The sequence below is a fragment of the Burkholderia gladioli genome (genome assembly GCF_000959725.1).
Taxonomy (GTDB): domain Bacteria; phylum Pseudomonadota; class Gammaproteobacteria; order Burkholderiales; family Burkholderiaceae; genus Burkholderia; species Burkholderia gladioli.
This window is the reverse complement of the sequence record NZ_CP009322.1, coordinates 1,355,408-1,376,495: the sequence shown is the minus strand read 5'-3', so window position 1 is coordinate 1,376,495 and position 21,088 is coordinate 1,355,408. Positions and strand designations below refer to the sequence as shown.

20 protein-coding genes and 1 riboswitch are annotated in these 21,088 nt (G+C 69.9%); of the genes, 3 read left to right on the top strand and 17 right to left on the bottom strand.

Annotated elements, in window-relative coordinates:
- Nucleotides 1-13 precede the first annotated feature (13 nt).
- From BM43_RS06570 to BM43_RS06560, 3 genes are read right to left on the bottom strand one after another with little or no spacing between them, the layout of a single operon-like run.
- The gene (locus BM43_RS06570) at nt 14-700 is read right to left on the bottom strand and encodes a DUF799 domain-containing protein (RefSeq protein WP_025100329.1); all 687 of its coding nucleotides are present in this window, start codon (nt 698-700) and stop codon (nt 14-16) included.
- 12 nt (nt 701-712) lie between these two features.
- Nucleotides 713-1,183 (bottom strand): DUF4810 domain-containing protein, encoded by a 471-nt coding sequence (locus tag BM43_RS06565; protein WP_036056246.1) that lies wholly within the window; start codon nt 1,181-1,183, stop codon nt 713-715.
- 50 nt (nt 1,184-1,233) lie between these two features.
- Entirely contained in the window at nt 1,234-1,881 is a 648-nt protein-coding gene (locus tag BM43_RS06560) for a CsgG/HfaB family protein (RefSeq protein ID WP_370448944.1), read from the bottom strand.
- Between the two features lie 306 nt (nt 1,882-2,187).
- On the opposite strand from BM43_RS06560, the gene BM43_RS40185 reads away from it, so the two are divergent.
- Together BM43_RS40185 and BM43_RS06555 are read left to right on the top strand one after the other, a co-directional pair.
- The gene (locus BM43_RS40185; protein ID WP_144417629.1) at nt 2,188-2,388 is read left to right on the top strand and encodes a hypothetical protein; all 201 of its coding nucleotides are present in this window, start codon (nt 2,188-2,190) and stop codon (nt 2,386-2,388) included.
- Between the two features lie 198 nt (nt 2,389-2,586).
- Complete coding sequence (locus BM43_RS06555; RefSeq protein WP_036056250.1) at nt 2,587-3,966, top strand: amino acid permease; 1,380 nt, start codon at nt 2,587-2,589, stop codon at nt 3,964-3,966.
- Between the two features lie 66 nt (nt 3,967-4,032).
- Here BM43_RS06555 and BM43_RS06550 read toward each other — a convergent pair whose 3' ends face one another.
- The 6 genes from BM43_RS06550 to BM43_RS06525 all read right to left on the bottom strand — a co-directional run bounded on the left by BM43_RS06550 (nt 4,033) and on the right by BM43_RS06525 (nt 10,014).
- Nucleotides 4,033-4,545: a 6,7-dimethyl-8-ribityllumazine synthase gene (locus tag BM43_RS06550; RefSeq protein ID WP_036056252.1), complete on the bottom strand. Its 513-nt coding sequence runs from the start codon at nt 4,543-4,545 to the stop codon at nt 4,033-4,035.
- Nucleotides 4,546-4,615: 70 nt separating this feature from the next.
- Nucleotides 4,616-4,772: riboswitch (FMN riboswitch) on the bottom strand.
- Between the two features lie 92 nt (nt 4,773-4,864).
- Nucleotides 4,865-5,746: an ABC transporter permease gene (locus BM43_RS06545; protein WP_036056254.1), complete on the bottom strand. Its 882-nt coding sequence runs from the start codon at nt 5,744-5,746 to the stop codon at nt 4,865-4,867.
- Nucleotides 5,743-6,666: an ABC transporter ATP-binding protein gene (locus tag BM43_RS06540; RefSeq protein ID WP_036056257.1), complete on the bottom strand. Its 924-nt coding sequence runs from the start codon at nt 6,664-6,666 to the stop codon at nt 5,743-5,745. The genes BM43_RS06545 and BM43_RS06540 overlap by 4 nt, the downstream gene beginning before the upstream one ends.
- Nucleotides 6,667-6,792: 126 nt before the next feature.
- Entirely contained in the window at nt 6,793-7,848 is a 1,056-nt protein-coding gene (locus BM43_RS06535) for an ABC transporter substrate-binding protein (RefSeq protein ID WP_036056259.1), read from the bottom strand.
- A gap of 118 nt (nt 7,849-7,966) precedes the next feature.
- Nucleotides 7,967-8,851, bottom strand: a complete 885-nt coding sequence (locus BM43_RS06530; RefSeq protein ID WP_042284611.1) for a TauD/TfdA dioxygenase family protein — start codon at nt 8,849-8,851, stop codon at nt 7,967-7,969.
- Between the two features lie 242 nt (nt 8,852-9,093).
- Nucleotides 9,094-10,014, bottom strand: coding sequence for an NAD(P)/FAD-dependent oxidoreductase (locus tag BM43_RS06525; RefSeq protein WP_036056263.1), 921 nt, complete (start codon nt 10,012-10,014; stop codon nt 9,094-9,096).
- 118 nt (nt 10,015-10,132) lie between these two features.
- On the opposite strand from BM43_RS06525, the gene BM43_RS06520 reads away from it, so the two are divergent.
- On the top strand, nt 10,133-10,579 hold the full coding sequence (locus tag BM43_RS06520; RefSeq protein ID WP_036056265.1) for an Rrf2 family transcriptional regulator: 447 nt from the start codon (nt 10,133-10,135) through the stop codon (nt 10,577-10,579).
- A gap of 39 nt (nt 10,580-10,618) precedes the next feature.
- On the opposite strand, the gene BM43_RS06515 is transcribed toward BM43_RS06520, so the two are convergent.
- The 8 genes from BM43_RS06515 to BM43_RS06480 all read right to left on the bottom strand — a co-directional run bounded on the left by BM43_RS06515 (nt 10,619) and on the right by BM43_RS06480 (nt 20,980).
- The gene (locus BM43_RS06515; protein WP_036056267.1) at nt 10,619-12,373 is read right to left on the bottom strand and encodes an ATP-binding cassette domain-containing protein; all 1,755 of its coding nucleotides are present in this window, start codon (nt 12,371-12,373) and stop codon (nt 10,619-10,621) included.
- A gap of 14 nt (nt 12,374-12,387) precedes the next feature.
- Nucleotides 12,388-13,272, bottom strand: coding sequence for an ABC transporter permease (locus BM43_RS06510; protein ID WP_036056269.1), 885 nt, complete (start codon nt 13,270-13,272; stop codon nt 12,388-12,390).
- Nucleotides 13,269-14,198 carry an ABC transporter permease gene (locus BM43_RS06505; protein ID WP_036056272.1) on the bottom strand — a complete coding sequence of 310 codons (930 nt, stop codon included), beginning with the start codon at nt 14,196-14,198 and terminating at the stop codon, nt 13,269-13,271. Before BM43_RS06505 ends, BM43_RS06510 begins: the two co-directional genes overlap by 4 nt.
- 3 nt (nt 14,199-14,201) lie before the next feature.
- The gene (locus BM43_RS06500) at nt 14,202-15,926 is read right to left on the bottom strand and encodes an ABC transporter substrate-binding protein (RefSeq protein ID WP_036056274.1); all 1,725 of its coding nucleotides are present in this window, start codon (nt 15,924-15,926) and stop codon (nt 14,202-14,204) included.
- Between the two features lie 141 nt (nt 15,927-16,067).
- Complete coding sequence (locus BM43_RS06495; RefSeq protein WP_042284575.1) at nt 16,068-17,069, bottom strand: hypothetical protein; 1,002 nt, start codon at nt 17,067-17,069, stop codon at nt 16,068-16,070.
- The gene (locus BM43_RS06490; protein ID WP_036057291.1) at nt 17,069-17,896 is read right to left on the bottom strand and encodes a MetQ/NlpA family lipoprotein; all 828 of its coding nucleotides are present in this window, start codon (nt 17,894-17,896) and stop codon (nt 17,069-17,071) included. The genes BM43_RS06495 and BM43_RS06490 overlap by 1 nt, the downstream gene beginning before the upstream one ends.
- Before the next feature lie 32 nt (nt 17,897-17,928).
- Nucleotides 17,929-18,978 (bottom strand): formylglycine-generating enzyme family protein, encoded by a 1,050-nt coding sequence (locus BM43_RS06485; protein WP_036056278.1) that lies wholly within the window; start codon nt 18,976-18,978, stop codon nt 17,929-17,931.
- Between the two features lie 10 nt (nt 18,979-18,988).
- Complete coding sequence (locus BM43_RS06480; protein ID WP_036056280.1) at nt 18,989-20,980, bottom strand: arylsulfatase; 1,992 nt, start codon at nt 20,978-20,980, stop codon at nt 18,989-18,991.
- Nucleotides 20,981-21,088 lie beyond the last annotated feature (108 nt).

The window sequence follows — 21,088 nt, the reverse complement described above, 5'->3', positions numbered from 1 at the left end:
CCGCCGCGCGGGCTCAGTCGGTGCCGTACTTCGGCGAGCGCGGCCCGTACAACAGGCCGTTGGGCGGCCCGGCCGACAGCAGCTTGGCATTGGTCAGCCCGGCCACGTCGACGCTCTCGTCGGTCACCGTCTTCGCGATCTGCTTGACGGCCGCCTGGGCCAGGTTGACGAACAGGCCGACCATGCCGCCGCCCTGCATGCCACCGTGCATGCCGCCCAGCTCCTTGTCGGTGGCGCTCTGCGAACCGGTCCAGAGCACGTCGCCGGTGCGCAGGTCGACCAGCTTGGCGCTCACCGAGACGACGGTGACGCTGTCGATCACCTGGTAGGTGGTGCCGTAACGGGTGACCGTCATGTAGAGCGCCGAGTCGGCGCCGAAGATCTCACGCAGCTTGGCGGGCGACACCTCGGCGATGTCGTTGGGCGTGGTCAGGCCGTTGTACTTGAAGGTCTCCTCCATCGGGCCCACCGGCACCACGTAGTAGCCCGACTCCGCCAGCGGCAGGGTGACCCGCGACAGCACGCCGAAGCTCGCCTTCACCTCGTTGGTGTTGTTGACGGGCGGCAGCACCAGGATCGACTTCGGCTGGCTGCGCTTGAAGGCCGTGTAGTCGGGGTGCTGGACGGGGCCCGCGCAGGCAGCCAGCATGGCCAGCAGCGCGACGGCCGACAGCAGCTTGATCGAAATGCGTTGCAACATGGGGAGCTCCGGTCAGTGGTTCGCGGCCTGCGCGGTGGTGTCGGGATGGGCCGCCGAAGCGGCGGCGGGCGCCGTGGCGGGCTGGACGGCCGGCTTGGGATCGGGCCCGGCATCCTTGCCGCCGGCCTTCTTCTTCATCAGGAAGTCCATGTACAAGGCCGATTCCGGGAACGAGTCCTTCTCGGCCTGGAAGGCCTGCATCGCCTGCTCGTCGTTGCCGACGGTGGCGTAGAGCACGCCCAGCTGCGCCTCGAAACCCGGCGGCGGGCGATGGCCCTGCGCGCGGATCTTCTGCAGCGACTTCTCGAGCGCGTCGATCTGCTCCTGCGGCGATTTCTCAGCCTTGAAGTAGTCGTAGACGCCGCGCTGGTAGCCGTCCCATTGGTAGAGCGGCGGCGTGCTCGGGGCGGCGCAGCCGGTCAGCAGCGCGCTGGCGGCGGCGAGCGACAGCCCGGCGCCGCGGATGAACGTGATGGTCTTCATCGTGGTCGTGTGGTCGAGGGTGAAACGCGGGATGGCCGTTTATGCACGGCTCACTTGGTGGCGCCCAGGGCGCCGGCGTCGACTTGCGCGACGAGGCGCTCGACGGCCTCCTGGATCGCCAGGTCGAGCACCTTGCCGTTGAGCGTCGAGTCGTAGCTGGCGGTGCCGCCGAAGCCGATCACCTGGCGGCTCGACAGGCTGAACTCGCCGGCGCCCTGGCTCGACAGGACCACCTCGGAGGTCGCGGTGTCGACGATGTTGAGGTTCACCTTGGCATAGGCCACCTGCTGCTTGCCGCTGCCGAGGATGCCGAACAGCTCGTGATCGCCGACTTCCTTGCGGCCGAACTCGGTCACGTCGCCGGTCACCACGTAGCGCGCGCCCTTCACGGCCTGCTGCTGTTTCAGGAAGGCCGATTCCTGGCGGATCTCGTCGAGGTTGTCGCGATCGAGCACGCTGAAGCGGCGGCTCTGCTGCAGGTGCGTGATCAGGATCGTCTTGGCCTGGCCGCCGAGGCGGTCGATGCCGTCGGAGAAGATGCCGCGCATGTAGCTGGAGCGGTTGTCGAACTTGCCGACCGAGATCGCCACCGGCTTGCCGGCGAACGGCACCTGGGCGCTCGGTGTCGGCGCCACCGGCAGGCTGCGCGAGGATTCGGTCGCGCAGGCGCCGAGGCCGAGCGCGAGCGCGACGGCCATGGCCGCCACGCAGGCGCGGGAACGAAGGGGTTGAGTCATCGAGGGGCTCCTCATCGGTTGAAAAACATCGGTGGAACGGTTGGCCGGCGCGGGATCAGGCCGGCACGGCCGCGCGCACGCGCGGGCCCCGGCATTGGCCGGTGCGCACGCGATTCGCGCGAATCGGATTGGAGAGGAAACGGCTTCGGTAGCGCCGCGCTGGAGGCGGCTAACTAGCCCGAGGCGCCGGCGCCGACGATCGAGGCCGGCGGCCGGGATCGGCGCGCGGCGGCATCGGCGATGCGGCACGGTATGAGGATGTCTGCGATGGACACGTTGACGCGCGTCATTGCGCGCATCCCCCCGGTTTGGCGGCTGGTCTGGTCGTTCGTCATTATCATTCTTACGAATTTTTCTCTCGTGGCGAACGGTAGCATCAAACGCGAATCATCAGGGGCCGGATGCGGGGAACTCGCAACAATTAAAGAAAATCAGAATCCTCCAATTGTTTATTCAAGTGATTTGTGAATAAGCCGATCAACCTGACCGGCATGACTCGGCTTGATTCGAGTGTCCGAAAGGACGCGGCATTCTTGCTTCCCCAGCCCCTTTTTCCGCGCGCCGAGCATTGGTATGATGATCCCCGCCCGACCCAACTTGACTAGACAACTTCGGGCGCTACGGCCGGCCATGATGCCGGCCCGTCAATCCAATCACGGAGACACGATGAAGCACTTGCAACGCCATCTCGGCGCGCGTCACATCCGTTTTCTCGCACTCGGCTCGGCCATCGGCACGGGCCTGTTCTATGGTTCCGCTTCCGCCATCCGCCTGGCCGGCCCGGCCGTGATCCTCGCCTATATCATCGGCGGCGCGGCGGTCTACATGGTGATGCGCGCGCTCGGCGAAATGGCGGTGCGCGAGCCGGTGGCCGGCTCCTTCGGCCAGTACGCCAGCGACAACCTCGGCCCCTTCGCGGGCTTCGTGACGGGCTGGACCTACACGCTCGAGATGGTGATCGTGGCGATCGCCGACGTGACCGCCTTCGGCATCTACATGGGCTTCTGGTTTCCGGGCGTGCCGCAATGGATCTGGGTGCTGGCGATCGTGGCCATCATCTGCGGGCTCAATCTCTGCCAGGTCAAGGTGTTCGGCGAGCTCGAATTCTGGCTGTCGATCATCAAGGTGGTGGCGATCGGCGCGATGATCGTCGGCGGCATCGCGATCCTCGCGGTCGGCATGCACCTGGGCAGCGCCGACGCGGCCGCGCCCTCGCTCGCCAATCTCTGGTCGCACGGCGGTTTCCTGCCGAACGGCTTCGGCGGGCTGGTGGCCTCGCTGTCGGTGGTGATCTTCGCCTATGGCGGCATCGAGGTGATCGGCATGAGCGCCGGCGAGGCGAAGAACCCCGAGCAGGTGATCCCGCGCGCGATCAACGCGGTGCCGGTGCGCATCCTGCTGTTCTACGTGCTGACCATGATCGTGCTGATGTCGATCTTCCCCTGGACCGGCGTGGGCACCAGCGGCAGCCCCTTCGTCGAGATCTTCTCGGCGCTCGGCGTGAAGTCGGCCGCCAGCATCCTCAACGTGGTGGTGATCAGCGCCGCCATCTCGGCGATCAACAGCGACATCTTCGGCGCGGGCCGCATGATTTACGGCATGGCCCGGCAGGGCCAGGCGCCGCGCCTGCTGGCCGCCACCTCGAAACAGGGCGTGCCCTACATGACGGTGCTGGTGATGGCCGGCGCGCTGCTGGTGGGCGTGGTGCTCAACTACCTGACGCCGAAGGACGTGTTCCAGACCGTGGCGGCGATCGCCACCTTCGCGACGGTCTGGGTCTGGCTGATGATCCTGCTCTCGCAGGTGGCGATGCGGCGCCGGCTGCCGCGCGCCGAGGTCGAGGCGCTGAAGTTCCGCGTGCCGCTGTGGCCGCTCGGCCCGGCGCTGGCGATCGCCTTCATGCTGTTCGTGGTGGCGATGATCGGCTGGTTCGAGGACACGCGCGTCGCCCTTTATGCCGGGCTGGGCTGGTTGGTGTGGCTGTGGCTGGTCTATCAGGTGCGTCGGCGCGGGACGCCCTTGCGCTGGCGGGCCGGCGAGCGCTGAGCGGCGCTCGCGAACCACGGGCGGCCGAAAGGCCGCTTTTTCATTGCTGCCGGGCCGATTGCCGGCTTACGCCGCCTGCTTGATGGCCGTGGCCTCGGCCGCGCCGCGCAGCGCGGCGACCTTGGCCACCGTATCGGCGCAGGCGTGCGCCAGTTCCTTGCCCTTCACCACGAAGTGCTCGTGGAAGAAGCTGGTGTGCTCGTGCGAGCCGTGATGGAAATGATGCGGCGTCAGCACCGCGCTGAGCACCACCGTCTCGGTCTCGAGGCCGACCTGCATCAGGCCCGAGATCACCGCCTGGGCGACGAACTCGTGGCGGTAGATGCCGCCGTCCACCACCAGACCGGCGCAGGCGATGGCCGCGTACTTGCCGGTTTTCGCCAACAGCTTGGCGTGCAGCGGGATCTCGAAGGCGCCGGCCACCTCGAAGAAGTCGATCTCCGACTCGTCGATGCCCGCGGCCGCCAGCGAGGCGACGAACGAGGTCTTGCACTGGTCGACGATGTCCTTGTGCCAGCAGGACTGGATGAAGGCGATACGGCGGGGGGAAGTTTGGGAAACGGAATACGGCTGAGTCATCGACAGGTCCTGTGTTCGGGTTGAATGGGCGCACAGGGCCACACCGCACGCCTTGCGCGTGCGGCAAAAACCCCGCTCTCTCTCATCCGGACTATGACCGTCGGCCCCGGGATCGCACCGGGTCGGCAGGCATCGCGCAGGTGAGCCTGGCGCGAGCTGTTCGCGGGCTACGTGCACGAGGCACGATTACCGCCGGTGGGGAATTTCGCCCCGCCCTGAGAACGTTGCGACGCACCGAAGTGCGCCGCGGCGAAAATTTATCACAATCGCCGAAAACGCGTGCACGGCCGCCGCGACCCGCCGGCGGTCGGTTTCGCCCTCACGCGTGCCAGCGCCGGATCGACAGGCGTTCGAGCGTATCGAACACCAGATGCTCGACCAGCAGGCCGATCACGATCACCGCCGCGAGGCCGGCGAAGACGCGATCGGTGTACAGCTCGTTGCGGTTCTGGAAGATGTACCAGCCCAGGCCGCCCTGTCCCGCGCTCGCGCCGAACACCAGCTCGGCCGCGATCAGCGTGCGCCACGCGAAGGCCCAGCCCACCCGCAGCCCCGACAGGATCGAGGGCAGCGCGGCCGGCACCAGGATCAGCCAGACGAAGCGCAGCCCGCGCAGGCCGTAGTTGCGGCCCGCCATGCGCAGCGTGGCCGGCACGCCGAGGAAGCCGGTGTACATGCTCAGCGCCAGCGGCCAGAGCACCGAATGGACCAGCACGAACAGCAGGCTGCCGGTGCCCAGCCCGAACCAGAGCAGCGCGATCGGCAGCAAGGCGATCGAGGGCAGCGGATTGAACATGGCGGTCAGCATCGACAGCAGGTCGCGGCCGATGCGGGTGGACACCGCCACCGAGGTCAGCGCGAAGGCCAGCACCGCGCCGATCGCGTAGCCGCGCAGCAGCACCGACAGCGAGATGCCGGTCTTCACCAGCAGTTCGCCCGAGGCGATGCCCTCCACGAAGGCGCGCAGCGTGGCGACGAAGGTCGGCACCAGCAGGTCGTTGTCGACCACGCGCGCGACGATCTCCCAGGCCGCGATCAGCACCGCGCCGATCAACACGCGGCGCAGCGCGCTCGAGCCGAGCACGCGCGAGGCCAGCGAGGCGCGCACGCTGTCGGTGCCGGCATCGGCCGGCTCCAGCGGCAGCTCGTATTCGGGGCGGGCCGGCGCGCCGGCGCCGGAATGCGGGAATGGCGTGCTCATGCAGGTTGCTCCTGGGCCGGTGCCGCGTCCTCGGCCGTCGCGTCGGGCGCGTCGAACAGCAGGTGATGGATGCGCGCCACGCTCTGCTGGAAATCGTCGCTGCCGATGCTGTCGAGCGCGAAACGCTCGCTGTTCAGCTCGGCGCGCACGCGGCCCGGATGCGGCGACAGCAGCAGGATGCGGTTGCCGATCACCAGCGCCTCCTCGATCGAATGCGTGACGAACAGCAGCGTGAAGCGCGCCTCGTCCCACAGCCGCAGCAGTTCCTCCTGCATCTTGCGGCGCGTGAGCGCGTCGAGCGCGGCGAAGGGTTCGTCCATCAGCAGCACGCGCGGCTGCATCGCCAGCGCGCGGGCGATCGCCACGCGCTGCTTCATGCCGCCCGACAGCGTGTGCGGATAGGCGTTCGCGAACGAGGACAGGCCGACCTTGTCGAGATAGTGGCCGGCGCGTTCGCGCGCCTCGGCGCGCGACAGCTTGCGCGCCACGCGCAGCGGGAACGCGATGTTCTCGAGCACGGTCTTCCAGGGCGGAAGCTGGTCGAATTCCTGGAACACCGCGACCCGATCGGCGCCCGGGCCGTCGATGCGCCGGCCGTCGAGCGAGATGCCGCCCGAGGCCGGCTCGACGAAGCCGGCCACCGCCTTCAGCAAGGTCGACTTCCCGCAGCCGGAGGGCCCGAGCAGCACGAAGCGATCGCCGTGATCGACCTCGAAGCTCACGCGCTGGGTGGCGCGCACGATGCGCTGGCCGCTGCGATATTCGAGCGTGACGCGATCGACCGACAACAGCGGCGCCTCGCCGGCCCACGGCTCGGCAGCGGCGCCGGCCTCACCGCGCCGGGCGGCGCGCGGCGCGGCTTGGGCGTCATTTCCGGCGCGCGCGACATGCGGCGCGGACCAGGCGTTCGACAGACTCATGCTCGACCTCGACGGTGCAACGGATAAAACATCAACATACCGGCGGCGCCCGGCGATCCCAACCAATCATTGCGGCTATGCAAATGCCGGCGGCGGATAAGCGCGACGCCGGCCGGTTCGCCCGGATCAGCTGCCGCCCTGCGTGGCGGGATCGTCGAAGAAGTAGTCGTGCACCGTCTTCGGCTCGTTGCGGATCGCGCCGACGCGATGCATGAACTGGGCGAGCCCCAGCGTGTTTTGCGGCGCGGTCTTGAACTGCACCTGCGGGTCGCGCAGGATCTTCAGCAGCAGCGCGCGATCGATCTTCGACTGGTTGACGCGGATATAGATGTCGGCCGCGCGCTCGGGATCGGCGGCGATCAGCCTGGCCGCGTCGTTCAGCGCGGCCACGAAGGCGCGATAGGTCTTCGGGTTGGCGTCGCGGAACTTCTCGGTGGCGTACAGCACGGTGGCCGAGCTCGGGCCGCCCAGCACGTCGTAGGAATTGAGCACGATGTGCGCCTTCGGGTTGCCGGCCAGTTCCTGCTGCTGGAACGGCGGGTTGCCGAAATGGCCGGTGATCACGCTGCTGTTGGCGATGATGGCGGCCGCCGCGTCGGGATGCGGGATCGCCTGGGTGAGCTTGTCGAGACGGTCGTAGGACTTGTCGCCCCACTGCTTGGCGGCCGCGTACTGCAGCACGCGCGACTGCACCGAGACGCCCACGGCCGGCACCGCGATGCGGTCCTTGTCGGTGAAATCGGCGATGGTCTTCACGCCCGGGTTGTTGCTGACGAGGTAGTACGGCAGGTTGCCGAGCGAGGCCACGCCCTTCACGTTCTGCCGGCCGTGGGTGCGATCCCAGACGGTCAGCAGCGGCCCCACGCCGGCCCCGGCGATGTCCACCGCGCCCGACAGCAGCGCATCGTTGACGGCCGCGCCGCCCGACAGCTTGACCCAGTCGACCTGGATGTCGAGCCCCGCCTTCTTGCCTTCCTGCTCGATCAGGTGCTGGTCGCGCGCCACGTTCAGCATCAGGTAGACGATGCCGAACTGCTCGGCGATGCGGATCTTGCCCTCGGCATGGGCCGGCGCGGCGGCGCCGAAGCCGGCGACGGCCAGCGTCGCGGCCAGCAGCGAGGCGCCGGCGCGGCGCGCGGAGAAACGGGAGCGCGCGAACGCGGCGCGGAACGGAGACGGCATCGGGAACCTCTTGGCGGGGAAATGAAAGCGGAAAGCGGGTGCACGAACCCCCATCGCGACGCGAACCACGCCGCGATGGATCGGTGCAAGCAGGCGCGGCACGGCGCCGAGACCGGCCTCAGCGCGGCGCGTCGCCCTCGATCGTGGTGCGATAGAGCTTGCGGCGCAGGTGATCGGGCGTGCCGGCCGCCAGGTGCATCAGCGAGCGGTTGTCCCAGAACACCAGGTCGTGCTCGCGCCATTGATGGCGGTACACGAACTCGTCGCGCACGCTGTGCGCGAACAGCTCGTCGAGCAGCGCGCGGCTCTCGTCCTCGGGCAGGCCGACGATGCGCGTGGTGAAGTGCTCGCTGACGAACAGCGCGCGGCGCCCCGTCTCGGGATGGGTGCGCACGATCGGATGATCGACGGCCCTCACCTGGGCGATTTGCTCGGGCGTCAGGTTCGGGCGCCACGGGCTGCGCGCCTGCAGCTCGGCATAACGCGCCAGGTAGGTATGTTCGGCGCGGCGCCCTTCCACCTCGCGCTTGAGCGCCTCGGGCAGCGCGTCCCAGGCCAGGTGCATGTTGGCGAACAGCGTGTCGCCGCCCTCGACGGGCAGCTCCTGCGCGTGCAGCAGCGAGCCCAGGCTCGGCTTTTCCTTGTAGGACAGGTCGGAATGCCAGAAATGGCCGGCGTCGCCGAGCCCGATCGGCTGGCCGTTCTCGAGGATGTTCGAGACGATCAGCACCTCGGGATGGCCGGGCAGCGCGAACTGCGCCAGCACATGCCGCTGCAGCGGGCCGAAGCGCGCGCTGAAGGCGACGTGCTCGTCGGGCGTGATGCGCTGGTCGCGAAACACCACCACGTGATGGTCGAGGTGGGCGCGGTGGATGCGGGCGAAATCGTCCTCGCCGATCGGCCGTGACAGGTCGAGGCCGACGATCTCGGCGCCGAGCGCGCCGTCGAACGGCAGGATCTCGAAATGCTGGGGCGCGACCGCGTGCGCGGCCGGGGCGGATATGGGGGAAGCAACAGCGGCGGAAACGGACACGTTCGACGATTCCTGGCTAACAAAAACCAGAATCTACGACCGCGCGCGCCACAAAACAACGAAGCAAATCGGATACGAATATGAGTGGCGGTCATAACGAGGCCAGGGACGCGGCAACCGCGATCCTGGCCGCCCCTGGCATCGAATCCGACGCGATCGCGACGCGGGCAGGCGGCGAAGCCGGTCGAATTTGCCGAATCGCCACCCTGCCCTCACTGTCCTTCCGGAAAAACCAGCGAGCGATGCGCGGCCACCCCGGCCATCACGCCCGAGGCCGAGGCGAAGGTAGCGTTGGTCATCATGTTCGAGGCATCCCCCGCCGCGAACACGCCGGGCACGCTGGTCTGCTTCATTGCGTCGACGCGCACGATCTCGCCGAACGGCGTGGTCTCGATCTCGCAGCCGAGCTGCCTGGCCAGGTCGCTGGCCATCTGCGTGCGGGTGCCGACGAACAGGGCCTTGAGCGAGAATTCGCGCCCGTCGGCCAGGCGCAACCCGTCGAGCGCGGGGGCCGCGCCGAGCAGCTCGGCCACCGGGCTCGTCTCGATCCGCACGCCGCGCGCCTCGAGCTGGGCGATCTCCTCGGCGGCGGGCTCGATGGCGCCCTGCGTGAACCAGGTGGTCGGGCCCCAGTCGGACACCAGCATCGCCTGGTGGAAGGACATCGGGTGCGTGGCCAGCACGCCGAGCTGCCCCTCGCCGATCTCGTAGCCATGGCAATACGGACAATGCAGCACGCTCACGCCCCAGCGCTCGGCCAGCCCCGCCACCTCCGGCAGCTCGTCGCGCACGCCGGTGGCGAGGATCAGGCGCTCGGCCGTGACCGTGGCGCCGTCCTCGAGCGTGACCACGAAGCCGCCCTCGCCGCCCTCGTCAAGCTTCGCCCGATGCGCCTCGCCGAGCCGGATCTCGACGCTCGGGTACTCGGCCAGTTGGGCGGTGGCGTCGCCGATGATGTCGGCCGGCGCGCGCCGATCCTGCCCGAAAAAGCCGTGCGAATGCGCGGCGAAGCGGTTGCGCGGCCGCCGGCCGTCGATCACGAGCACGCGACGGCGCGCACGCGCCAATTGCATCGCGGCCGACAGGCCCGCGAAACTGCCGCCGATCACGACGACTTCATGGTGTGACTGCATGGGGCCTCCCGTTGCCGCCGACATCGACGGCCATCTCATGGAACATCAAGAGTTGCATGATAGGCGTGTACCATCCATCTTGCAACTCGCCATGTTACGTGATCAAACCCGGAGAACCATGAGAACCGATAGCCGCCTGTCACGGATGCTGCACGCGCTGATCCACATGAACCGCGCCGAGGGACCGCTGACCTCCGAGGCGATCGCCGCGATGCTCTGCACCAATGCGGTGGTGGTGCGGCGCCTGCTCGGCGGCCTGCGCGATGCGGGTTACGTGCAATCGGAAAAGGGACATGGCGGCGGCTGGACGCTGGCGGTCTCGCTCGATGCGATCACCCTGCTCGACGTCTATCGCGCGGTGGGCGAGCCGCCGCTGTTCTCGGAGCTGGTGTCCGAGGATCACCCGCAATGCCTGGTGGAGCGCGCCGTCAACGCGCATCTGCGCGCGACGCTGGCGGAGGCCGAGGCGGCCTTGCTGGCCAAGCTGGGCCAGGTCACGCTGGGGGCGCTGGCCGGCGATTTCGAACGCGCCATGCCGGAGCACGCGCCCGGCGCGCAAGGCTGAACGGCAGGCGCGGCGCCTCGGCCAGGCGCGTGCCCGTCCTCAAGCCGCCACCGGCTCTCCCATTTCCCGGCGCCACGACGGCGAGGCGGCCAGCAATTGCCGCGTATACGCCGCGCGCGGCGCGTCGAACACGGCGCCGGATTCTCCCGCCTCCACCACCCGCCCCTCCTTCATCACCAGCACGCGATCGCTGACATGTCGGATCACGTCGAGGTCGTGCGAAATGAAGATCAGCGCCACGCCGAGCCGGGCCTGCAACTCGGCGAGCAGGTCGAGCACCTGCGCCTGCACCTGCACGTCGAGCGCCGACACGGGTTCGTCGCAGACGATCAGCGCCGGCTCGCTGGCCACCGCGCGCGCGATCGCGATCCGTTGCCGCTGGCCGCCCGACAGGGTGAGCGGGCGGCGTTCGAGCATGGCCGCATCGAGGCCGACGCGTTCGAGCAGCTCGACGCTGCGCGCCAGTCGTCGCACCGGATCCAGCTCGGCCGCATGCAGGCCGTCGCCCAGCAGTTGCCGCACCGTGTGGCGCGGATCGAAGGCGCTCAGCGGATCCTGCGGGATGTAGCGCAGTTTCGGCCGCAAGGCGCGCCGCGCCGCCTCGCGCACGCCCGCGCCGTTCCAGCGGCTGCCGAGGAAACGCACCTCGCCGGCGCTGGGCTCGAGCAGTCCGAGCACCAGGTTGGCCGTGGTGCTCTTGCCCGAGCCCGATTCGCCGACGATGCCCAGCACTTCGCCCGGCGCGACCGAGAACGATAGCTGGTCGAGCGCGACGAAAGGTGCGCCGCCACGCTGCGGATAGATCTTGCCGATGCCATCGACCTGGAGCACCGGGTGGGCCGACGACACGGGAGGCCGCACCGGCAGGCGTTCGCGGACGATGCGCGAACGTGGGGCGCCGGGCATGTCGGCCTGGTCGCCACCCTTGCCGCTCGTGCCCTGCTCGTCGTCGAAGCGCGCGGTGGCGAGCCGGTAGCCGCGCGAGGCCGCGTCGGGCCGCGCAGCCAGCAGGCGACGCGTATAGGGATGCGCGGGGCGCGCCAGCACCTCGCGCGTCACGCCTTGCTCGACCAGTTCACCACGATGCATCACCAGGACGCGATCCGCGATGCCCTCCACCAGCGCCAGGTCATGGCTGATCAGCAGCAGCGCGGCGCCCGCGCGCAGGCGTTCGGCCAGCACCGCCAGCACCTGGGCCTGCACCGTCGCGTCGAGCGCGGTGGTCGGTTCGTCGGCGATCAACAAGGACGGTGCCGCGGCGATCGCCGAGGCGATCAGCGCGCGCTGGCGCAGGCCGCCCGACAATTCATGCGCATGCTGGCGCGCACGCCGCTCCGGTTCGGGGATGCCGACCGCGCGCATCGCCTCCAGCACGCGAGCCTCGCGTTCGCCGCGGCGACGTGGGCCGCCGTGCAGGGCCAGCGACTCGGCGATCTCCTCGCCGATGGTGCGCAGCGGATCGAGCGAGACCAGCGCGTCCTGCATCACCAGGCCCGCGAAGGCGCCGCGGACCCGGCGCCAGTCGCGTTCGCGCCAGCCGAGCGCATCGCGCCCGTCGATCTCGAAACGCGTCGCCGAGATGCGCGCGCCGGCGCCGGCCAGGCCGAGCAGGCTGCGCGCGGTCAGGCTCTTGCCCGAGCCCGATTCGCCCACCAGTGCGACACATTCCCCGGCGCGGATGCTCAGATCCACGCCGCGCACCAGCGGCGCGCCGCCGGCGGCCCGCTCGAAACCGATCGAGAGATCCCGCACCTCGACCAGCACCCGCGGCAAACCCTCACGCGATGTCTTCATGCCCTCCTCCGCACTCATCGAGACGAGCCTTGCCGCTGCCGCGACAGGGTCTTGCCCAGCACGGTGAAGGCCACCACCGTCAGGGTGATCGCCAGACCGGGGAACACGCTCGGCCACCAGGCCACACGCAGCACGTCGCGCCCCTCGGCCAGCATCACGCCCCATTCCGGCGTGGGCGGTTGCGGCCCGAGGCCGAGAAAGCTCAGCCCGGACACGGCCAGGATCGCGCTGCCGATGTCGATGGTCGCGACCACCGGGATCGCGATCAGCACGTTGGGCAGCAGATGCCGCAGGAACACGCGCGTGCGCGAATAGCCGTAGCTGGGGGCATGGCGCACGTAGTCGGCCCGGCGCACGCCGAGCGTGCGGGCGCGCAGCACGCGGCCGAACTTCGGAATCCCGGCGATGCCCACCGCCACCGCGATATTGACGATCCCCTGGCCCGCGAACGAGACCACGAACAGCGACAGCAGGATCGGCGGAAAGGCCGACAGCACGTCGAAGATCCGCGATGCGCCTTCGTCGAGCGCGCGCGGCCCGAGCCCCGCCGTCAGACCGATCACGAGGCCGACCAGCAGGCTGACGAGCATGCTCGCCAGGCCGATCACGAGCGAGTAGCGCGCGCCGTAGACTACCCGGGCCAGCACGTCACGGCCGATCCGGTCGGTACCGAACCAGTGGCCGGCGCCGGGCGGCTGCATCGCGTGCGCGACATCGCCGAGCAGCGGATCGTGTGGCGTGAACCAGCCGGGAAAGGCCAGCGCCAGGGCCAGCAGGAACAGGAAACCGGCCGACAGCCAGGCCGACGGCGGCCAGCCCGCAAGGCCGCGCACGAGGTGCCGGACTCGCGAGCGCGGCGCGACGCAATGCGCCGCCGGCGCGATGGACAGGTCGCTCATGATTTGCGCAGCCTCGGGTCGATGAACAGATAGGCGATATCGAGCAGGGTCGAGATCGCGACATGGACGAAGGCGGCCAGCAGCACCACCGCGAGCACCACCGGTACGTCCTGCGAGGTCACCGCGTCGAGCGTGACGCTGCCCAGCCCGGGCCGGCCGAACATCTTCTCGGTGATCACGGCGCCGCCGAGCAGGCCGCCGACCAGCCAGCCGCCCAGCGTGACCACCGGCACCAGCGCATGGCGCAGCAGGTGCCGCACGCGCAGCCCGAAGGCCGACACGCCGCGCGCGCGCACGGTGGTGACGAAGGGCCTCTCGAAGGCCTCGTCGAGCGCCTCGCGCATCACCTGGGCCAGCACGCCCGCGGTCGGCAAGGCCAGCGTCACGGCCGGCAGCACCAGCGTCCGCCAACCGCCGCCGCCCGATACCGGGAACCAGCGCAGGTGGAACGAGAAGGCGATCAGCAGCAGCATCCCGAGCCAGAACACCGGCATCGAGGTGAACGTCAGCTCGGTGGCCGAGGCCAGCCGGCGCGGCCAGGCGCCATGCGTGTCGTGCGCGCCGGCGGTCGCGGCCGCGGCGATGAGCGCGAGCAGCATCGCCAGCAGGGCCGCCGAGCCGGCCAGCTGCACGGTCGGCCAGAGCTGGCCGAGCAGCACGGCGGCCACCGGCTGCTGCATCACGAACGAGGTGCCGAGGTCGCCCTGCGCGAGCCGCAGCAGGAAGCGGCCGTATTGCACCGGCAGGCTGCGGTCGAGCCCCCACTGCGCGGCGATCGCCTCGCGCAGTCCCGGGTAGCTGAGGTCGCCGGCCAGGATGTCCTCGATCCGCCCGGGCAACGCATGGATGGTCAGGAAGGCCGCGCTGGCGGCCAGCCAGAGCACCAGCAGCCCGGTCGCAAGGCGTGTCGCGATCTGGCGCAGCATGGCTCAGCCCTGGCCCGCCGGCTTGCCGAGCCACAGCTCGTAGGCGCTGTTCGGCCCGTCGAGCTGCGGTTCGAAGCCGATGCCGTGCACGTCCGAGCGAGCCGCGATGTGATAGGCCGGCGCGAACAGCGGCACGATGTAGCCCTGGTCGACCGCGCGCCGCTGGATCTCGGCCAGCAGCGCGCGGCGCTCCTCGCCGACCGGCAGCCGCCGCGCGCGGTTGATCGCGCCGGTGATGACCGGATCCGACTTCGGGATCGCGTTGTAGAGGAAGCCCTGGTCGCCGAGCATGTCCCACAGCTCCATCGCGACGTCGGACGGATTGTCGGTGTTCGGGTAGATCGACCAGATGCCGGTCGCCTTCTGGTTGGCGAAATCGCCGGCCGTGGTGATGCGCAGCCGCAGGTCGAGCCCGAGGTTCTGGCGCAGCGCGGACTGGATCGCGCGGATCAGCACGTCGCGGCTGTCGCGCACGTAGGGCTGCGGATAACCGACCTCGATCGTCAGGCGCCTGCCGTCCCGGGTGCGGAAGCCGTCGGCGTCGCGCCCGGTCCAGCCGGCTTCGTCGAGCAGGCGGTTGGCGCCCTTCACGTCGTTGCCCCAGCTGCCCTTGAGCGCCGCGTTCGTATCGGGATTGTCGGGGCCGATGTTCGACCAGGCGCGCCGCACCGTGCCGAGGTAGACGCTCTTGACGATCGCGTCGAGATCGAAGCCGTCGCGCAGCGCGCGGCGCACCCGCACGTCGTCGGCCGGCGCGGCCGTGTAGTTGACGTTGAGCGTAAACGAGGTGGTCGCGGACGGCCCCGTGTAATAGGCATACCCCTCGACGCCGTCGAACACCGGCGCGTCGGTCGGCTGCACGCCCTCGATCATGTCGACCTGCCCGGAGCTAAGCGCGCCGGTGCGCACCGCCGCCTCGGGCAGGAAGCGGTAAACCACGCGCTCCAGCCAGGCCGGGCCCTGGTGCGCGGCGCGGCCCGACTGCCAGCGGTAGTCGGGGTTGCGTGTGAAGGTCGCCGACTGGCCGCGCTGATAGGCGCTGAACACGAAGGGGCCGGTGCCTACCAAGCCCGGGCCGCCCGCGCAGAGATCGTGGTTGGAGGCCAGCGCCTTGGGCGAGAGGAAACCGAGCTTGACGCTCGACAGCGATTCGAGCGTGGTCGAATCGGGCTGTTTCATGACCAGCTTCACCTCAGTCGGCGACACCACCTCGGCGTGGTCGAAATGCACCAGCAAGGACGAGGATGCCGAGGTGGTGGCCACGTTCGCGAGGATGTAGTCGAAGTTGGCCTTGACGGCGTTCGCGTCGAATCGCGTGCCATCGGTGAAATGCACGTCGTCGCGCAATTCGAAGGTGTAGACCCTGCCATCCCCGGACACGCTCCAGGACTTCGCGAGCCAGGGCGCGTAGCTGCCGTCGGCACGCTTGTCGATCAGCGAATCGACCACGTTGCGGATCACCCAGAAGGCATTCTGCTGCGAGGCGCGATGCGGGTCGAAGCAGACCGGCTCGGTCGTGACGCCCCAGGTGAGGGTGCCGCCCGAAACCGGCTGCTGCGCGGCTGCCGAGGCGCTGGCCACGGCGTCGCCGCCGGACTTGCCGCAGGCGGCCAGCGCCAGCGTGGCCGTTGCTAGCAGCGCGGCGCGGGCGACGCCGCAAGGTGTAAACCGTGAAGCGGGCGACGGGCGCGCGGCCGGTCGCGAAACGGATGAAGCGAAGCGAATCATGCGTGGGTTCCCGAGGCTGAACGGACTAGCGTAATCAGCACCCGGCGGCGCAACAACCAAGCCTTTCTGATATCGATATCGGCGCCGGGCTTCGAACCATCCGCGCCTCGGCGCGATCATCGCGATAGTCGCTTGCCTGGATCAGGACAGGCCGAGCCAGGCCTCGACGGCGGCGAGATCCCGACATGGCGCTGCCGAGGCCGCCGGCTGTGTCAGTTCGCGCCGCGCCTTCCCGCAGGCTTCGGCATGCGCGCGCAGCTCGCGCGTGGTGGCGCGATCCTCGGGCAGGCGCCGTGCAAGCGCGGCCTCGACCATGCTCGTGATCAGGCGCTGCTGGCCGTCGAGCACTTCGATCGACGCGGCGCGGCATCGAGACGAAATCCGCGCGATCGCCAGCAGCGCGGGCACGACCGGGATCGTCAGGTGCGCGCCCGGCGGCAGTTGCGCCCAACTTCTCGCCCATTCCGGGCCGCTCGCGATCAATTGCGCGGCGATCGCATCGCGCCAGATCGCGCGCTCCACCTCCAGCGCCTCCCGACAAGCCGCCAGCGCCGCGCCGGCCAGCACGCGCCCTGCTTCGACCAAGGGCTCGGCCACGCCCGTCACATCGGGCTCGCCCGGCTCGACCAGGCAGCCGGCGCCGATCCATTCCGCCTGCTCCCGACGCGCGCCCAGCACGAAGGCCTGCAGGCGATCGGGCGCCAGCGGATCGAGCGGCACCGCCTCGCAGATCGCCGGCTTGCCCGTCGCATGCAAGCTGCAACGACCTTCGTCGGACAAGGCGGGACATCGTTGGCGCGAGGGATAGTCGTGGCCGCGCAAGCTGATCGACAACCAGTCGCCATCGGGCGCGACGCGTGGATAGAGGCGATCGGCCAGCGCGTCGTGCGCGGCCAGATCCTCGGCATCGAGTTCGTGGCTCAGTTCGCCGATCCGGATCCGCTCGCCGAGCCGGCGCCTCGGCACGCGCGCGATCGCGATGCTGGCGACGAAACGCTCGCGATGCCGGAACAGCTCGCGCATCGACAGCGACGGTGGGCTGTTGCAGCAGCGTCCGCAGGCATGACAGGCCAGCGCGAACGAGGCGCCGCGCGGCACCAGCCGGATCGGCGCAACAGAGGATCGCGCGGGCACGCCGGGCATCACCAGGGCCGCCGCACCGAATCCTGGTAGCGCACCAGCAGGAAGTGCGCGAGCGGTTCGGCGTGATAGGCGGCGACCAGTTCGCCGACCCAGGGCTGGCCGCGATCGGCATCGCGGATCGTCAGCACGCTCGCATAGGGCGAGCGCGCATCCTCGGTGCCAATGCTGTCGCGCCCCGGCTGCAGGCCGGCGCGCTGCGCGGTCTCGCGATCCATCGCCACCAGGTCGGCATGATCGAGCGCGGCATACAGCTCGCCGGCGGGCCGCTCGACCAGGCGCAGCCCGAGCCGGTTGCCCGTCACATCGCGCCGCGTGGCATCGAGCCCGGCCGCCTCGCGCAGCTTCAGCAGGTTCTCGTTCTGCAGCAGCACCAGCGCGCGCGAGGCGCCGCGCCGGTCGGCCGGGATCACCACGGTCGCGCCGGGGCGCAGCTGGTTCAGGCCTTGCAGCCGTCGCGAATAGAGCGCGAGCGGCAAGGTCACGGTGGGGGCGACGCTGCTCAGCGCGTAACCGTGCGCGCGGCGCGCGGCCTCGAGCTGGCGCGCGTCCTCGAAGCTCGCCGCATCGAGCCGGCCGGCCGCGAGGGCCGCGTCGATACGCGCCGGATCGTCGAAGCGCCGCACCTCGATGGCCAGCCCGCGCGCGGCCGCGATGCGACGCACTTCCTCGGCGATCTCGGCATGCGGGCCCGGCGTCACGCCAATGCGCAGCGGCGCCGCCGGACTTGTCGCCCCGGCCGTGGCGGAGGCGACGGCCGGCACCGGCGGCAAGGGCCAGGCAGCGCTCCAGCCGCAGCACAAGGCGATGCAGAGCACGCGCGCCGCCATTCGCCGGCGCGAGGCCGGCTTGCCGAGGCCGCTCATGAGGCGTCCCTCAGGATGGTCCGGAAGCCGATATGCGAGGCGGCCAGGTCGGCTTCCTGGCTCTCGCGCGACGAGGCGCGGTAACGCACGCAGTAATCACGCGCGCAGAGGAAGGAGCCGCCCTTGATCACCATCGGCGTATCGCGAGGCCGCGAGGCCGGCGCGACGGCGGCGGTGTCGCCGTTGGTATGCGACTGATGCGGGCCGCCGTAGGCATCGCGGGTCCATTCCCAGGCGTTGCCGATCATGTCGTAGAGCCGGAAATCGTTGGCGGCATAACAGCCTACCGGCGCGAGCCCGGCATGGCCGTCCTCGGCCGTGTCGATCACCGGAAACACGCCCTGCCAGTAGTTCGCCGCGGGTTTGCCGTCGCTGCCCACCGGCGCGGCATCGAGATCGGCGCCGTCGCGGCCTGCCTTGCCCGCGTATTCCCATTCCGCCTCGGTCGGCAAATCGCGGCCGAGCCAGCGCGCATAGGCGAGCGCATCGTGCAGCGTGACCAGCGTCACCGGCAGGTTGCCGCGCCCGTCCACGCTGCTGCCGGGGCCGTTCGGGTGCCGCCACGAGGCGCCCTTCACCCAGCTCCACCAGGCCAGGTCGCGCGCGGCCAGTTCCTCGCGCGAGGGCACGTGGAACACTGCCGCGCCGCCCTGCCGCTCGGCCTCGGTCAGGTAGCCGGTGGCCCGCACGAAGCTGTCGAACTGGGCCACCGTGACATCGGTCTGGTCGATCCAGAAACCGCCGACGCGGGTGCGCCCGTCGCCGGCCGGCCGCTCGTCCGGGTAGCCGCGCGGGCTGCCGAACACGAAGGCGCCGGCATGCAGGTGGACCATGCCCGCCTTGGGATCCTCGCGCCAGCCGGCGGGAATCCCGCCATAACGCTCGCAGCGCGACTCGCTGCCGAGCGGCGCCAGCGGCCGGCCGCGATTGGCCGCGTCGAACGCGGCATCGGGCGCGGCCTGCCAGCCCGCGGCCGCATACGAGAGCGCGAAGGCGGCGGCGAACAGCGCAACGCCGGCCAGCGCGGTTTTCGTCACGAAGCGCATCGATCGCGGCTCAGTAGTAACCGACCGGGCGCAGCGGCTCCACGCCGCCCACGCTGGCCATGTAGGCGTTCCACTGATCGAACAGGGTTTGCACGATCGACGGGTTCTGCGCCGAGACGTCGTTGGTTTCGCCGCGGTCGGCCTTCAGGTCGTAGAGCTGCCAGTGGCCGTCGGCCGGCCCCAGCGGCGGCTCGGTCCACAGCGCCTTCCAGCGGCCGTCGGCGCTGCGCAGGTAGGCGCGGCCATAGGCTTCGTCGCCGAACGGCGCGGTATGCACCTCGCCGGTGGCGGTGCCGGCCAGCACCGGCAACAGCGACTTGCCGCTGACCGGGTAGACGTAGCGATCGCCGTAGATCACCTTGCCGCGATTCGCGTCGACGCCGGTCAGCGTGTTGATCAGCGGCGGCGCCGGCTGCGAGGGCGGCGTGACGCCGGCCACGTCGAGGAAGGTGGCGGTGTCGTCGGTGACGTGCGTAAACAGGTTCAGCGTCGGCAAGGCGCGCGTCTGCCCCGGCAGGTGCACGATGGCCGGCACCGACACGCCGCCCTCGGCCGAATACCCCTTGCTGAGGCGCAGCGGCGTGGCGCTGACCTCGGCCCAGCGCAGCCCGTATTGCAGGCGCTGCGCGTTCTGCTGGCCGTTGTCGGTGCCGAGCGCCGAATACACCGGGTCCTGCGCGTTGGCGGTATCGGTGGCGGTGGGGTCGGCGCCCGAGTCGATCGGCCAGCCCTCGGCGCCGTTGTCCGACTGGAACATGATGAAGGTGTTGTCGTATTCGCCGATGTCCTTCAGGTGCTGGATCAGCAGGCCGATGTTGTAGTCGAGGTTCTCGACCATCCCGGCGTAGATCTCCATGTAGCGTGCCTGCGCGCGGCGCTCGGCCGGCGACAGGCTGGCCCAGGCCTTGTCCACCTTGCCCTGGCCGTAGTCGCTGTAGCCGGCCGAGGCGGGATGCACCGCGCTGATGTACTGCGCGGCGGGCGTGCCGTTGTTGGCGGTGGCGGGCGAGCGCGTGAGCGTCTCCGGCAACCCGCCGAACGGCTGGAAGTCGGCCGGGATCAGGCCCAGCGCCTTCTGCCGCGCGATGCGCGCGTTGCGGATCGCGTCGTAGCCGGCGTCGTAGACGCCCGCGTACTTGTGCAGCCACGGGTCCGGCACCTGCAGCGGCCAATGCGGCGAGGTATAGGCGGCGTAGGCGAAGAAGGGCTTGCCGTCACCGTGGTTCGCGTCGATATCGGCGATCAGCTTCTGCGTGTAGAAGTCGGTCGAGTAGAACACCGCGGGACTGCCGCCGGCGCCGCCCGGTTGGCCGGGCTGGCCCGGCTGCACGTAGCGGCCGTCTTCCGTGTAGTTTTTCGAACCGGCCGGCTCGTGCGCGAAGTGATTGGTGGCGGCGCCGCCGAGCAGCGCGTAGCTGTGCTCGAAGCCCCATTGGTCGGGCGTCTGCCCGCCGCCGCTGGCGCTGCCGACGATGCCCGAGCCGAGGTGCCACTTGCCGGCCATGTAGGTGTGATAGCCGGCATCCTTGAGCAGTTGCGCGACCGACAGCGAGCGGTCGTTCAGGTAACCCTCGTAGCCGGGCAGGCCGCGACGTTCGTCGGTCGGCGCGCCCATCGTGCCCTCGCCGACCAGGTGGTGGTCGGTGCCCGAGATCAGCATCGAGCGCGTGATCGCGCAGACCGTGCCGGCATGATGGTTGGCGAGGATGCGGCCCGAGCCCACCAGCGCGTCGAGGTTCGGCGTGTTGATCTCGCCGCCGAAGGCGTGGATGTCGGAATAGCCGAGATCGTCGGCCATGATGTACAGGATGTTGGCACGCTTCTGCGCGGCCGGCGGCGGTGTCGAAGGCGCGCTCGGGCCGCTCGCCACCTCGCTGTCGCTGCCGCCGCAGGAGGCCAGCGCCACCGCCCCGGCGACGGCCGCGGCGAGCAGTGGGAGACGAACACGGGAACGCGGGCTGGACGAGGATGCGGGGGATGTCGAGGCGGCGGATCGATTCATTATTGTCGTGCGCGGAACGCTCAGGCTGCGGGAGCCGCGATCTTATCCGCGCGACCGGGGCCGCCAAAGTCCGATTCTTTCGATGCTAAAACGCGCCGGGAATAAGGC

What these genes read in the sequence shown, in the direction of transcription:
- BM43_RS06495 (WP_042284575.1), bottom strand. Translation starts at nt 17,069, where the DNA reads ATGCCCGGCGTGCCCGCGCGATCCTCTGTTGCGCCGATCCGGCTGGTG.
- BM43_RS06525 (WP_036056263.1), bottom strand. Translation starts at nt 10,014, where the DNA reads ATGCAGTCACACCATGAAGTCGTCGTGATCGGCGGCAGTTTCGCGGGC.
- BM43_RS06540 (WP_036056257.1), bottom strand. Translation starts at nt 6,666, where the DNA reads ATGAGTCTGTCGAACGCCTGGTCCGCGCCGCATGTCGCGCGCGCCGGA.
- BM43_RS40185 (WP_144417629.1), top strand. Translation starts at nt 2,188, where the DNA reads ATGGACACGTTGACGCGCGTCATTGCGCGCATCCCCCCGGTTTGGCGG.
- BM43_RS06545 (WP_036056254.1), bottom strand. Translation starts at nt 5,746, where the DNA reads ATGAGCACGCCATTCCCGCATTCCGGCGCCGGCGCGCCGGCCCGCCCC.
- BM43_RS06500 (WP_036056274.1), bottom strand. Translation starts at nt 15,926, where the DNA reads ATGATTCGCTTCGCTTCATCCGTTTCGCGACCGGCCGCGCGCCCGTCG.
- BM43_RS06535 (WP_036056259.1), bottom strand. Translation starts at nt 7,848, where the DNA reads ATGCCGTCTCCGTTCCGCGCCGCGTTCGCGCGCTCCCGTTTCTCCGCG.
- BM43_RS06505 (WP_036056272.1), bottom strand. Translation starts at nt 14,198, where the DNA reads ATGCTGCGCCAGATCGCGACACGCCTTGCGACCGGGCTGCTGGTGCTC.
- BM43_RS06550 (WP_036056252.1), bottom strand. Translation starts at nt 4,545, where the DNA reads ATGACTCAGCCGTATTCCGTTTCCCAAACTTCCCCCCGCCGTATCGCC.
- BM43_RS06560 (WP_370448944.1), bottom strand. Translation starts at nt 1,881, where the DNA reads ATGGCCGTCGCGCTCGCGCTCGGCCTCGGCGCCTGCGCGACCGAATCC.
- BM43_RS06480 (WP_036056280.1), bottom strand. Translation starts at nt 20,980, where the DNA reads ATGAATCGATCCGCCGCCTCGACATCCCCCGCATCCTCGTCCAGCCCG.
- BM43_RS06515 (WP_036056267.1), bottom strand. Translation starts at nt 12,373, where the DNA reads ATGAAGACATCGCGTGAGGGTTTGCCGCGGGTGCTGGTCGAGGTGCGG.
- BM43_RS06490 (WP_036057291.1), bottom strand. Translation starts at nt 17,896, where the DNA reads ATGGCGGCGCGCGTGCTCTGCATCGCCTTGTGCTGCGGCTGGAGCGCT.
- BM43_RS06520 (WP_036056265.1), top strand. Translation starts at nt 10,133, where the DNA reads ATGAGAACCGATAGCCGCCTGTCACGGATGCTGCACGCGCTGATCCAC.
- BM43_RS06570 (WP_025100329.1), bottom strand. Translation starts at nt 700, where the DNA reads ATGTTGCAACGCATTTCGATCAAGCTGCTGTCGGCCGTCGCGCTGCTG.
- BM43_RS06565 (WP_036056246.1), bottom strand. Translation starts at nt 1,183, where the DNA reads ATGAAGACCATCACGTTCATCCGCGGCGCCGGGCTGTCGCTCGCCGCC.
- BM43_RS06485 (WP_036056278.1), bottom strand. Translation starts at nt 18,978, where the DNA reads ATGCGCTTCGTGACGAAAACCGCGCTGGCCGGCGTTGCGCTGTTCGCC.
- BM43_RS06555 (WP_036056250.1), top strand. Translation starts at nt 2,587, where the DNA reads ATGAAGCACTTGCAACGCCATCTCGGCGCGCGTCACATCCGTTTTCTC.
- BM43_RS06510 (WP_036056269.1), bottom strand. Translation starts at nt 13,272, where the DNA reads ATGAGCGACCTGTCCATCGCGCCGGCGGCGCATTGCGTCGCGCCGCGC.